Raw genomic sequence first — 12749 nt, forward strand, 5'->3', positions numbered from 1 at the left:
GGCTCCTCAGGCCGCGCGGCGAAGCGACGACAGGGTCGAGAAATAGACGTCCTCAAGGCCGCCTTCGACCGGGTCGAAGCCCTCGGGCCGATTGTCGGCCAAGACGTGGACGACGGTCTTGCCGGCGAACAGGCGGGTCGAGATGACGTTGTAATTGGCTTGCGTGTCTTCGAGCTGCTCGCTGTCGATCGACTTCCGCCACACCTTGCCGCGGGTGGAGGCGATGAGGTCGCCCGGCTTGCCCTGCAGCCGAACCTTGCCGTCGGCGAGCACCGCCATCAGCGGGCAGAGATCGGCGACGTCGTCGACGATGTGGGTGGAGAGGATGACGACGACATTGTCGCCGATCGCGGCGAGCAGGTTGAGGAAGCGGTTGCGCTCTTCCGGATCGAGACCGGCGGTCGGCTCATCGACGATGATCAGCTCGGGATTGCCGATCAGCGCCTGCGCGATGCCGAAGCGTTGCCGCATGCCGCCCGAAAAGCCGGCGATCGACTTGTCGCGGACAGCCCAGAGGTTGGTTTGGCTGAGCAGGGTTTCGACGACACTCTTGCGCTCGCCCTTGCCGGTGATGCCCTTGAGCACCGCCATCTGGTCGAGCATCGAATAGGCCGAAACACGCGGGTAGACGCCGAAATCCTGCGGGAGGTAACCGAGCGTCCGGCGCAGGCGGTCTGGGTCTGCGAGCACGTCGATGTCGCCGAACTTAATGCTGCCCGACGTCGGCTCCTGAAGCGTCGCCACCGTTCGCATCAGCGTCGACTTGCCGGCGCCGTTGGGGCCAAGCAGCCCGTACATGCCGCGGGGGATCGACAGACTTACGTCGTCAAGCGCGACAGTGCCGTTGGCATAGGTGTGCGAAAGGTTTGCGATTTCCAGCATTGATGCCCCCCGGGATTTGCCGCGATTAATCAGGGGGCAGGCGGAGCGGTCAAGGGACGCTGACCAAGCTTTCGACAGGCCGACGAACGGCGGCCGCGAGTTTTAGTAAGGTGGCTTGTCGAGACCGCCGGGGCTTTTCGTGAAAATCTCGCAGCCGGTGTCGGTGATGCCTATCGAATGCTCGAACTGCGCCGAGAGCGAGCGGTCGCGGGTTACCGCTGTCCAGCCGTCTTCGAGGATCTTCACGTCGGGACGGCCGATGTTGATCATCGGCTCGACGGTGAAAATCATGCCGGGGCGCAGCTCGACACCCGTGCCGGGGCGGCCGGCATGAATGACTTCGGGGCTGTCGTGGAAGACGCGACCGACGCCGTGACCGCAGAAGTCGCGGACTACGCCGTAGCGATGGGCCTCGGCGTGGCGCTGGATCGCATTGGCGATGTCGCCAAGGCGGTTGCCGGGCTTCGCCTGTTCCAGGCCTAGCATCAGGCATTCGTAGGTGACGTCGACCAGCTTGCGCGCCTTCAGGGGAACGTCACCGACGAGGAACATGCGGCTTGTGTCGCCGTGCCAGCCATCGACGATGGGCGTCACGTCGATGTTGACGATGTCGCCGTCCTTGAGCGCCTTGTCGCCGGGGATGCCGTGGCAGACGACATGGTTGATCGAGATGCAGCAGCTCTTGGTATAGCCGCGATAACCGAGCGTCGCCGGCGTTCCGCCGCCTTCGACTGTCAGCTTGTAGACGAGGTCGTCCAGCTCTTGGGTCGTGACACCCGGCACGACGTGGGGCACCAAAGCATCGAGGATTTCCGCGGCCAGGCGGCCGGCGCGGTGCATTCCGGCAAAGGCTTCCGGGCCATGCAGCTTGATCACGCCATTCTTGGCTTCGACGCGGTCGTCGGCGGCAACGGTGATGTACTGGGTCATTGGCCCCTAAGTAGGCAATCCCACGGGATTTTGCACGGGGTTGTTGCGCGAGGCTTCGGGTGGGCTAGGGACGGCGCGTGAGCGAAGAACGGATCTGGACGGCCGCGCTGGTCGTCATCGGTGATGAAATCCTGTCCGGGCGGACGCAGGACAAGAATATCGCGCAAATTGCGCTGTGGTTGAATGACCAGGGCATCCGGCTGGCGGAAGCGCGCGTCGTGCCGGACATGACCGAGCACATCGCGAGTGCGGTGAACGAACTGCGCGCGGCGCATGATTATCTGTTTACGACCGGTGGCATCGGGCCGACGCACGACGACATCACGGTCGATGCGATTGCGGAAGCCTTTGGCGTGCCGGTCGTCGAGCACCCGGATGCACGCAAGGTGCTTGAAGGATACTATCGCGAAAGGCCTGGCGGGCTAACTCCGGCGCGGCTACGCATGGCGAGGGTGCCGGAGGGGAGCGAATTGCTTGCCAACCCCAGCTCGGGCGCCCCGGGGATCAAGATCGGCAACGTCTTCATCATGGCGGGGGTGCCGGGAATCACGGCGGCGATGCTAGCCGCGATGACCGGGACGCTCGAGGGCGGACGGCCGGTGGTTTCGGTGACCGTCGGCGCACGCGCGCCGGAGAGCGATGTCGCCGATCTGCTGCGCGAGACGGAAGCGGCCAATCCTGGCGTGGCGATTGGCAGCTATCCATTTTTCAAGGAAGGCCGCTACGGGTCGAACTTCGTGATCCGGTCCGCCGATGGCAACCTGGCGCGTCAAACCGCCCAGCAGTTGGCCGAGGGCTTGCGGCAAGCCGGCTTCGACCCTGTCGAGGGCGGGCTCTAGGCGAGGTCAGCGAACCATTCGGCATAGGGCGTATTCTTCGCCATGTGCCGATTGTAGTCGGGCGCGCCGTCGGTCCACCAGGGCTCGCCGCGCTCCCCGAGCGCGCGTTTGGCGGCGTCGACCCGCGCACGATCGCGCGTGCGCCGGGCGTCCATCAATTCTCTGACGAGGGCCTGACGGCGTTCGGGAGCGAGGGCTGGGTTGCTTGTTCGCCACAGGCGTCCGCGGACGACAAAATACCTGCCGTCTGGAGTAACAGGATAGGGTGGGCGTTGAGCCATCGCCCCATCAAAGCGGTGCGCGCTTAGGCGTTCCGCTCCGAGGCCGTTGACTTGGCCAGACGGCCAATCCACATCGGCGCCAGCCCACGGGCGGGTATGATGTAATGGTAGCCTGTCAGCTTCCCAAGCTGAACGCGCGGGTTCGATTCCCGCTACCCGCTCCACGGCAGTCGAGCCAAGGCTTGCCGCGGCAGTAGTCACGCCGCGAGCAGCGCGGGTTCGTTTTGCACTTTGAATTGCACGAATTTCACCCGGAACCGCACACTTCTATCTGCGTTTGAGGTTGCTTAATATAAGCAGGCTTACTATATCGGTTGCCGATGGAAACCCTTCCTTTCGAGATTGGCGAGACGGCCCACGCGCTGCGCAAGGCCTTCGATCGCCGGGCTTGCGGGCTCGGCGTCACGCGTGCGCAGTGGAAGGTGCTCTTCCGGCTCGAAAGGCAGCCGGGCCTGCGTCAGATCGAGCTAGCCGACATGCTGGATATCGAGCCGATCACGCTCTCGCGGATTGTCGACCGGCTGGAAGAAGCCCGGCTGGTCGAGCGGGTTGCCGATCCGGCTGATCGCCGCGCCTGGCGGCTGCATGTCACGAAAACGGCCCGCCCGCTGATTGAAAAATTGCGCGGTGTGGCGAACGAGATGACGTGCCACGCGTTTGAAGGGATCCCATCCGAACAGATTGAAATTGCGCGGCGAGTGCTGGGACGCGTGCGTGAAAACGTGGCCCGAGCCGTTCCGATCGACAAGGCATCGAACCAATGAACAAGATGGCTACAGAACCGATGGCGCCTGCGGATGTCGCGGAGGAAGCGCCGAAAAAGCGTCGCCGCGTGAAAGTGCCGCAGGGTAAGGGCAGATTGAAGACGATCGTCATGCTGATCGTGCCGGCGATCCTGATCGCCATCGGCGCCTATTGGTGGCTGACCAGCGGGGGCAGCGTGTCGACTGACGACGCGCAGATCCGCCAGGACATCGTGTCCGTAAGTCCGCAGGTAAACGGCCAGGTCGTCGAGGTCCGCGTGCGCAATGGTGCGAAGGTGAAGCGCGGCGACGTGCTGTTCCGCATCGATCCGCAGCCATACCAGGTGGCGCTCGAACAGGCGCAGGCGGCGCTCGCCGCGGCGCAGCTGCAGACGCAGGTGCTGCGCACGACTGCTGCAGGGACGGGCGGCGACATCACCGGCGCTCAGGCGAACTTGGCGATCAAGCAGAACGCGCTAGGCCGTCAGTCGGCGCTGCTGAAGCGGGGCTTCACCACGAAAGCCGATTATGAAGACGCGCTCAACGAAGTGCGGGCGGCGGAAACGCAGCTTGCCGATGCTCGCGCTCGCGCGGCCAATGCCAGCGCCGCGGTCAGCAGCAATGGTGAACAGCCGCAAATCGCGCAGGCGCGGGCCGCCGTCGACAAAGCGCGGCTGGACCTGTCGCGGACTGAGGTGAAGGCGCCGATGGACGGCATCGTCGAAAATGCCGACAAGCTGCAGGTCGGCCAGATGGCCGTGACCGGCGTCGGCATGATCAGCCTCGTGCACAGCACGACCGCTTGGGTCGAAGCCAATTTCAAGGAGAAGGACGTCGGTCGCATGGTTCCTGGACAGCGCGCCTCGGTCGAGGTTGACGCCTATCCGGGGAAGAAGTTCGACGCGCATGTGCAGAGCGTCGGTGCGGGCACGGGCAGCGAATTCTCGCTGCTGCCGGCGCAGAACGCCAACGGCAACTGGGTCAAGGTGACGCAGCGCGTGCCGGTGCGGATCGCGTTCGACGGGCATCCGGCGCAGCCGTTGATTGCTGGCCTGTCGGTAACCTCAACCGTCTATTTCGACGACCAGTCGAAAAAGTAAGGCCATGGCGGAAGCCGCCACCCATCCACTGCCTACCGGCGAACGGATCATCGTCACCATCGGGGTGATGATGGCCGTTCTGCTGCAGGTGCTGGATACGACCATTGCCAACGTGGCGTTGCCGCACATGCAGGCGAGCCTCAGCGCGACGCAGGACACCATCAACTGGGTGCTGACAAGCTACATCGTCGCTTCGGCCATCGCGCTGCCAATTAGCGGCTGGCTGGCCGACAAGGTCGGGCGGAAGCGCCTGCTGTTGATTTCGGTAGTGGTCTTTACCGTTGCGTCGGTGCTGTGCGCGACCGCCACGTCGCTAGTTGAAATGGTAATGTTCCGGGCGCTGCAGGGCGTAGGCGGCGCGTTCATCGTTCCGCTGGCGCAGGCGACATTGTTCGACATCAACCCGCGCGAGAAGCATGGCCAAGCGATGGCGCTGTTCGGCGGCGGCGTGATGATCGGGCCGATCCTGGGGCCGGTGTTGGGGGGCTGGCTGACCGACAACTACAATTGGCGCTGGGTCTTCCTGGTCAACCTGCCGGTGGGCATCCTTTGCGTGCTGGTCATGGCGCGCTTCATGCCGAAAACCGAAACCCATCAGCGCAAGTTCGACATGTTCGGCTTCATCCTGCTGGCGCTCGCCTTGGCGGGGCTGCAGCTGTTCCTTGATCGCGGACAACAGGAAGACTGGCTTGATAGCTGGGAGATCCGGCTCGAGCTTGGCCTCGCCATCGGGGCTGCCTGGATGTTCGTCGTCCACATGGTCACGGCCAAGAACCCCCTATTCGATAGATCGATGTTCAAGGATCGCAATTTTGCGACCGCGCTGGTTTTCATGGCGGTGACGGGCGTGCTGCTGCTCGCCGGCCTCGCGCTGCTGCCGCCGCTGCTGCAGACCATGTACGGCTATTCGGTGCTGCAGTCGGGCTTCCTCACGGCGCCGCGCGGTATCGGTACCCTTATTTCGATGCTGATGGCCGGGCGGCTGACGGGGAAGGTCGATTCCCGTCTGCTGGTCGGCCTTGGCGTCGTCCTCATGGGCGTTTCGCTGTATATGATGACGGGCTTTGCAATCGATCAGCCGGCGCGGCCGGTGATCCTTAGCGGCGTTGTGCAGGGGCTGGGGCTCGGACTCATTTTTGTGCCGCTGCAGAGTCTGGCCTTTGAAACGCTGGCGGTAAAAGCGCGCACAACGGCGGCAGCTTTGCTAAACCTGTCGCGCAACATCGGCGGCTCAATCGGCATTTCGGTGGTTAGCACCCAGCTGGTGAGGATGTCGCAGGTTTCGCATGCGGACCTTGCGCGGAACATTACCGAGCAAACGATCCCGACAGCGGACCCGAGCATGCTCCAGACGGTGTTTCCGGTCGCGGGTCCGGCGGCGCTCGCTTACATCAATATGATCATCAACAAGCAGGCGCTTTTCATCGCCTATCTCGATGACTTCAAGCTGATGATGATCGTCACTTTCTCGGTATTGCCGCTGCTGCTGCTCATGAAGCGCGGCAACAAGGCCGGCAGCGGCGGGCCGCCCCACGTCGCCATGGATTAAAAGGAGAAGCTCATGTTTCAGGTTGGCAAGCGCCGTCTCGGCAAGAACGGACCGGAGGTTTCCGCCATCGGTCTTGGTTGCATGGGCATGAGCGAATTCTACGGCAGCGGTGACGAGCAGGAATCGATCGCGACGATCCACCACGCGCTCGACCGCGGTTTGAACTTCCTGGACACGGCGGACATGTACGGCGTCGGCCGCAATGAGGAACTGGTCGGAAAGGCCATCCGTGACCGACGCGACGACGTATTCCTGGCGACCAAGTTCGGCAACGTGCGCGGGCCGAACGGCGAGTTCCTCGGCGTGAAGGGCGATCCCGCCTACGTGCGCTCGGCTTGCGAGGCGAGCCTCAAGCGGCTCGGCGTTGACGTCATCGACCTCTATTACCAGCATCGCGTCGACCAGAACGTGCCGATCGAGGATACGGTCGGCGAGATGGCGCGGCTGAAGGAAGAGGGGAAGGTTCGCTTCCTTGGCCTCAGTGAAGCGGCGCCCGTCACCATTCGCAAGGCGCATGCCACGTCGCCGATAACGGCGGTGCAGACCGAGCTGTCGCTGTGGAGCCGCGATGCGGAAGGTGGCGTGCTGCCGACAGTGCGCGAACTTGGCATCGGTTACGTCGCCTACTCACCGCTCGGCCGCGGTTTTCTGACGGGACAATTTAAGTCGCCCGACGACTTCCCTGAAGGTGACACGCGACGAAATCATCCGCGTTTCCAGGGAGAGAATTTCGCGAAGAATCTGCAGCTGGTCGATGAGGTTGGTTCGATGGCGCGCGAGAAGGGTTGCACTACCGCGCAGCTGGCGCTTGCCTGGGTCTTGGCGAAGGGCGACGATGTTGTGCCGATCCCAGGGACGAAGCACATCCGCTATCTCGACGACAACATCGGTGCGTTGGAGGTGAAGCTGACCGAGGCCGACCTTCGGCGGCTTGACGATATTCTACCGCCGGGCGCGGCGGCGGGCGATCGTTATCACGCCGCGGGTATGCAGACGATCAACGGCTGACGGCTTGCGTGACTGACGCAGCGCATTAACTTCGCGCAAAATCGCGGGGGATTCGCTGTGCGTCGAAACACTATTTTGGCATCACTGCTGGCAGTGACATCGTCGGCCGCCATCGCGGCGACGCCGGCGCTGAGCTTGCCGATCGAGAGCTATACGCTTAGCAATGGGCTGAAAGTTGTGCTGGTCCCGAACAGCAAGACCGGCACCGTCAACGTGAAGCAGTTTTACGGGATAGGCTTTCGCGTCGAGCCGCGCGATCGCACCGGATTCGCGCACCTGTTCGAGCATCTGATGTTTCAGGGATCGCAGAATGCGCCGAAGGGCCGGTTGATCGGCGACGTGACCGCAGCCGGCGGCTACATCAACGGCTCGACGCGCTTCGATTACACCGATTACGTCGAGTGGGTGCCGTCGAACGCCCTGGAGCGCATGCTTTGGCTGGATAGCGACCGCATGGCGCGTCCGGTCATCAACGACGTGGTGCTAAAGAACCAGCAGGGCGTCGTCGGCAATGAGGTAAAGGTCAACGTCCTCAATGCGCCCTATGGATCGTGGCCGTGGATCGACCTGCCGATGCTGGCCAACAGCAACTGGTACAATTCCCACAATTTCTACGGCGACCTGAAGGAAATCGAGGCGGCTACCGTGGCCGACGCCAAGGATTTTTCAGCCAGATATTACCGCCCCAACAATGCCTCGCTGGTCATCCAGGGCGACTTCGACCCGGTCCAGGCAAAGGCCATGGTGCAGAAATACTTCGGACCGATACCCGCCGGGCCGCCGGTCGCGCTGCCCGATCTTTCCGAAGCTCCGCAGACCAAGGCGCGCGTGGGCTCGCGTGTCGATCCGCTTGCACCGAAGCCGGGCTACAGCTTCGCATATCATGTCCCGCCCCGCGGCGGTCAGGACTGGATCGTCATGGGTCTGATCGATCAGATGCTGCTGAAGGGCGCCGACAGCCGCCTGAACCGCGCGCTGTCGATCGACCGCTCGATCACCGGCGACCTCGATGGCGGCATCAACGGCTATCTCGGAGACATGTACAGCTACAAGGGCCCTGCCTTGTGGATGGTCAGCTTCACCCACGATGCGTCGGTAAGCGATGCGGAAATCAAGCAGGTCGTCGACAAGGTGATGGACGATTTCCTTGCCGCGCCGCCCAGCTCCGAAGAACTGGCGCGCGCGAAAACCAAGGCAAAGTCCTCGCTCTATCGTGCGATCGCAGATGAGAGTGGAGCTCAGCTGGCGGACTTGGTTGGGCTTGCAGCTTTATTTGGCGACGACCCGCGAATGGTCAATTCACTGCCCGAGCGCTTCGACGCGGTTACCGCGGCGCAGGTTCAGGACGTTGCGCGCCGATATCTGAGACCCGAGCAACGATCGACCTTCACGATCGTCGCCGGCAAGGACGCAGGAAAGGCAGGCCAGTAATGCGTGCATCCATTCTTCTCGCCGCTGCCCTCCTAGCGCCGCCGGCGATCGCCCAGACGGCTCCGGCCGCGCCGCCGATTGGTACCCCAAGGCCGTTCAAGATGCCTACGATCGAGCGTGTGCGGCTGGCCAACGGCATGACGATCGCGTTCGTGCCCTTCGGGTCGGTGCCGCAAACCACCTTGGTGCTGACCACCTTCGCGGGCGATCTCGACGCCCCGGGCAAGCCGTGGTTGCCGGCGATCAACGCCGATCTCGCGAAGGAAGGGGCGGGGGGGCTGTCGGCTACCCAGCTAGCCGAGGCATTTTCCGGAATGGGGGGATCGTTGTCCGCGCGGGCGGACGCCAACCTGACGCAATATTCGACGACCGTGCTTGCGGAGCGCGCGGGGGATGCGGTTACCCTGCTTGGGGATGTGATGCGGCGTCCGACGCTTGCACAAGCGGACTTCGACAGGGTCATGGCCAATCGCAAGCGTGCCTTGGCGCAGGCGGAAGCAACGCCGCAGTCGATGGCCGACGCTTTGCTCGCCAAAGCGTTGTATGGTTCGCATCCCTATGGAACGCCGCTCCCGACCGCAGTGCAGTTGGCCGGCTATCGCCTCGCGGACGTGAAGCAGTTCCACGACACGCAATTCGGCGCGCGACGGTCGACCCTCTATGTCATCGGCCAGTTCGACAAAGCGGCGGTACGCGCTGCCGCCGAGCGCGCATTCGGATCCTGGACGGCCGGGCCGCCGCGCAAGCAGTTGTTGGCTCGGTTCAATGCCGGGCCCAAGCTTGTTCTCGCGGATCGGCCGGGAAGTGAGCAGACGACGGTGCGCCTTGCATTCGCTGCGCCAGCGGTGGGATCTGCGACGGATGTTCCATTTCGCGTAACCGATGCGCTGCTCGGCGGGTCGTTCGGCTCGCGCATCACGGCCAATATCCGCGAGGACAAAGGCTTCACCTATTCGCCTTACTCCAACATCGCGGGAAGGCCGGGCGGCGCCAGCTGGGTTTGGTCGGGCGACATCACGCCATCGGTCACCGGAAAGGCGATGGCCGAAGTGTTCAAGGAGATCCGCCGGTTGCAGGCGGACCCACCCGCTGCGGCGGAAGCGCAAGGCATGAAGACCTATGCCGGCTCCTATCTCCTGATGCGGACGACCAGTGCCGACCTGATCGCAGGACAGCTCGTTCGCGCCGACCTGCTTGGCCTCAAGCCCAGCTATTTCGACAGCTACGTCCAGCGCGCGATGGCGGTTACGCCGGCGCAGATCAGCACACTTGCCAAAACCGACCTCCCGATCGACCGGCTGGTAATGGTGGTGGTTGGCGACGTGAAGAGCGTCGAGCCGCAGTTGATGGAATTGCCTGAGCTTAAGCGCGCTGCTGTGCAGCGGGTCACGCTTCCGACAGGCAAATAGCTAAGGCGCGCGAACGACTTTCCCGCCCTTGATCACCAGACGCACCTGTCGCACGGCTTTGACGTCCAAGGTCGGATCGCCATCGACGGCGACAAGATCAGCAAGCAGGCCCGGCTTGATCGCGCCGCGGTCAGTCAAGTGCAGGATGCGTGCATTGCCGGCAGTCGCGGCGCTCAGGACCTGCGCGGCCGGCATCCCGGACGACTGCATCGCCTCCATCTCGCGCCAGTTCTCGCCGTGCGTGAAAACGCCGACGTCCCCGCCCATGCAGATCGGTACGCCAGCTTTGACGGCGAGCCGAAAGGCGCGCCGATTTTCCTGAACGCTTTCGGGTGCGGGTTCCTGGCCGTTCCAGTTTTGAAAGTAACGGGCGTAAGCTTCGGACGCGCCAAGGGTTGGGCAGAGTGCGACCTTCTTCGCTGCCATTTCCTTGAACACCGTTTCTGTGCCGCCGTACCCGTGTTCGATCGTATCTGCGCCGGCGCGGACCGCGCGCATCATGCCTTCCGCGGTGCTGGCGTGCACGGCGACCATCCGGCCGGCATCGTGCGCCGCGGCCACCCCTGCGTCGAGCTCGGCCTGCGACAGGGTAGGGCGGCTCGGCTCGCCCTTGCCCCAATGGTAGTCGGCGTAGAATTTGATGAGGTCGGCGCCGGCCGCGATCTGGTCGCGAACCGCGCGGATCGTCTCTTCGACGCCGGCGACTTCCTGGGCCCCCTGCGGAATCGGCACGCCCGGCTCGTAGCCCTTCGGCCCGTAGGCGCCGCGGGCGACGATCGCCTTGGTCGCCACGAGCAGCCGCGGCCCCGGGACGATGCCCTTGTCGATCGCCTGGCGCAGGCCGACGTCCGCAAAGCCGGCCCCTTCAGTTCCAAGATCGCGCTCCGTGGTGAAGCCCGCGTCCAGGGTGCGTTCCGCCTGCACGACGGCGCGGGCGGTGCGCAGCGCGAGCGGCTCGTGAAGGACCTGATCGTCCCACAGGGTCTCGTTGTACGGGTGCAGGAAGAGATGCGAGTGACCCTCGATCATGCCGGGCAGCAAAGTGGCGTTGGGCAAGTCGATGGTGCGGGCGCCGGCGGGTGCGGTGGGATTGGGGCCGGCGGCGGCTATGCGGTCGCCATCGACGAGTACCCTCCAGCCCAGGTGATTCGTGACGCCGTCGAAAACACGGGCGGGGCGGATCAGCAGGCTTTCGGCCGCAACGGGCGCCGAACATGCCAAAAGCGCGGCAATCGCGATGCCAAGGCGAGCAACGTGCTGACCCAGCCGCGACCCTCGGCGCTCCGGTAACTTTCCTAAGGTCGCAAGAGTCACGGGGACAGGCGCATTTTTCGTGACCTTAAGAAGCCTGGCGTCGGCGCGAATGGGCAAAGCGGCAAGTTGCTGCATCATCGGGCGAGTGGACCACAAAACAGGCCAGATAGGAAAGCCGCTTTTGCCGGTTTGAGGCGCGCGCGGCTTTCGCTACTCGGGCCGGATGCGCGTTGCCCTCTTCGAACCTGAGATCGCCGGGAATGTCGGCGCGGTGCTGCGGCTGGGCGCGTGCATGGGCGTGGCGGTCGACCTGATTGAGCCGACGGGATTCGCCTGGGACGACCGGCGCGTCCGGCGGACGGCGATGGACTATATCGACCATGTCGAAGTGCTGCGGCACGCGAGTTTCGACGCGTTTCGCGAAACGGTTGGCGCCGGACGGCTGGTGCTGTTCACGACGAAGGCGCAGCAGTCGGCCTACGAGTTTGAATTTCGAGCAGACGATGTGCTGCTGTTCGGCAAGGAAAGCGCGGGTGTGCCACAGGCGGTTGCAGATACTTGCGATGCCCGCGTGCGCGTTCCCATGCGCGATGAGGTGCGGTCGCTGAACCTTGCGACCACAACGGCACTCGCTGTCGGCGAGGCGCTTCGCCAGACGGGGATGCTACCGTCTCGACGTTGACATCGTACATTTCTGAAATTACAGAAATTACAAATGAGCGGATTGATCGAGATTCCCGAAGCCGAGGCCTTCATCCTCCATTGGGGGCAGATGGGGACCAATTGGGGCGTCAACCGCTCGGTCGCCCAAATCCATGCTTTGCTGTATCTGTCCGACCGGCCGCTGAACGCGGAAGACATCAGCGAAACCCTGAAACTCGCCCGGTCCAATGTATCGACCGCGCTGAAGGAACTGCAGTCGTACAGCATCGTGCGGCGACAGCATGTCAGCGGCGACCGACGCGACCATTTCGTGGCGGAGACCGACTTGTGGGAACTGCTGATGCGAATCAGCGCGGAGCGAAAGCGGCGGGAAATCGATCCTACCATCGATCTGCTCGCACGATTGAAGGAAAGCATCGCCGACCGAAAGGATGTGCCGGCCCACGTCCGCGAGCGGATCGGGCGCATGCACGAATTCATCAGCACGCTGACCAATTGGTACGACCAGGTTCGCAGGCTGCCCAAGCCCACGCTCATCACGTTGATGAAGCTGGGATCCAAGGTCGCTGCCCTCATTCCGGGCTCCAAACGCAAATCTGACTGAAGGGAGAAGTGAACGCAACGATCCGAACCACGCCTATCTATTTCTGTATTTTCAGA

The 12749-nt window shown here is 63.6% G+C and carries 13 protein-coding genes and 1 tRNA gene; 10 read left to right on the top strand and 4 right to left on the bottom strand.

Annotated elements, in window-relative coordinates:
* Positions 1 to 6 precede the first annotated feature (6 nt).
* Positions 7 to 882, bottom strand: coding sequence for an ABC transporter ATP-binding protein (locus QU596_RS00600; protein WP_308516360.1), 876 nt, complete (start codon positions 880 to 882; stop codon positions 7 to 9).
* A gap of 102 nt (positions 883 to 984) precedes the next feature.
* Entirely contained in the window at positions 985 to 1812 is an 828-nt protein-coding gene (gene map / locus QU596_RS00605; protein ID WP_308516362.1) for a type I methionyl aminopeptidase, read from the bottom strand.
* A 77-nt stretch (positions 1813 to 1889) separates the two neighbouring features.
* On the opposite strand from map, the gene QU596_RS00610 reads away from it, so the two are divergent.
* Positions 1890 to 2651: a competence/damage-inducible protein A gene (locus tag QU596_RS00610; RefSeq protein ID WP_308516364.1), complete on the top strand. Its 762-nt coding sequence runs from the start codon at positions 1890 to 1892 to the stop codon at positions 2649 to 2651.
* Here the strand turns inward: QU596_RS00610 and QU596_RS00615 are convergent.
* Positions 2648 to 2806, bottom strand: coding sequence for a hypothetical protein (locus tag QU596_RS00615; RefSeq protein ID WP_308516365.1), 159 nt, complete (start codon positions 2804 to 2806; stop codon positions 2648 to 2650). The genes QU596_RS00610 and QU596_RS00615 overlap by 4 nt on opposite strands.
* 216 nt (positions 2807 to 3022) lie before the next feature.
* On the opposite strand from QU596_RS00615, the gene QU596_RS00620 reads away from it, so the two are divergent.
* From QU596_RS00620 to QU596_RS00650, 7 genes are all read left to right on the top strand, one after another.
* Positions 3023 to 3096, top strand: a tRNA-Gly gene (locus tag QU596_RS00620).
* 156 nt (positions 3097 to 3252) lie between these two features.
* Positions 3253 to 3696: a MarR family winged helix-turn-helix transcriptional regulator gene (locus tag QU596_RS00625; RefSeq protein ID WP_308516366.1), complete on the top strand. Its 444-nt coding sequence runs from the start codon at positions 3253 to 3255 to the stop codon at positions 3694 to 3696.
* The gene (locus tag QU596_RS00630; protein ID WP_308516368.1) at positions 3693 to 4775 is read left to right on the top strand and encodes an HlyD family secretion protein; all 1083 of its coding nucleotides are present in this window, start codon (positions 3693 to 3695) and stop codon (positions 4773 to 4775) included. The genes QU596_RS00625 and QU596_RS00630 overlap by 4 nt, the downstream gene beginning before the upstream one ends.
* Positions 4776 to 4779: 4 nt before the next feature.
* A complete protein-coding gene (locus tag QU596_RS00635; protein WP_308516369.1) occupies positions 4780 to 6324 on the top strand; it encodes a DHA2 family efflux MFS transporter permease subunit in 1545 nt (514 codons plus the stop codon).
* A gap of 12 nt (positions 6325 to 6336) precedes the next feature.
* Positions 6337 to 7332, top strand: a complete 996-nt coding sequence (locus tag QU596_RS00640) for an aldo/keto reductase (protein ID WP_308516370.1) — start codon at positions 6337 to 6339, stop codon at positions 7330 to 7332.
* Positions 7333 to 7407: 75 nt separating this feature from the next.
* Positions 7408 to 8763, top strand: a complete 1356-nt coding sequence (locus QU596_RS00645; protein ID WP_308516371.1) for a M16 family metallopeptidase — start codon at positions 7408 to 7410, stop codon at positions 8761 to 8763.
* Complete coding sequence (locus QU596_RS00650) at positions 8763 to 10172, top strand: M16 family metallopeptidase (RefSeq protein WP_308516372.1); 1410 nt, start codon at positions 8763 to 8765, stop codon at positions 10170 to 10172. Before QU596_RS00645 ends, QU596_RS00650 begins: the two co-directional genes overlap by 1 nt.
* On the opposite strand, the gene QU596_RS00655 is transcribed toward QU596_RS00650, so the two are convergent.
* On the bottom strand, positions 10173 to 11564 hold the full coding sequence (locus QU596_RS00655; RefSeq protein ID WP_308516373.1) for a metal-dependent hydrolase family protein: 1392 nt from the start codon (positions 11562 to 11564) through the stop codon (positions 10173 to 10175).
* 85 nt (positions 11565 to 11649) lie between these two features.
* On the opposite strand from QU596_RS00655, the gene QU596_RS00660 reads away from it, so the two are divergent.
* A complete protein-coding gene (locus QU596_RS00660) occupies positions 11650 to 12108 on the top strand; it encodes a tRNA (cytidine(34)-2'-O)-methyltransferase (RefSeq protein WP_308516374.1) in 459 nt (152 codons plus the stop codon).
* 33 nt (positions 12109 to 12141) lie between these two features.
* A complete protein-coding gene (locus QU596_RS00665; RefSeq protein WP_308516376.1) occupies positions 12142 to 12693 on the top strand; it encodes a GbsR/MarR family transcriptional regulator in 552 nt (183 codons plus the stop codon).
* Positions 12694 to 12749 lie beyond the last annotated feature (56 nt).

This window comes from Sphingomonas flavescens (genome assembly GCF_030866745.1).
GTDB classification, from domain to species: Bacteria; Pseudomonadota; Alphaproteobacteria; order Sphingomonadales; family Sphingomonadaceae; genus Sphingomicrobium; species Sphingomicrobium flavescens.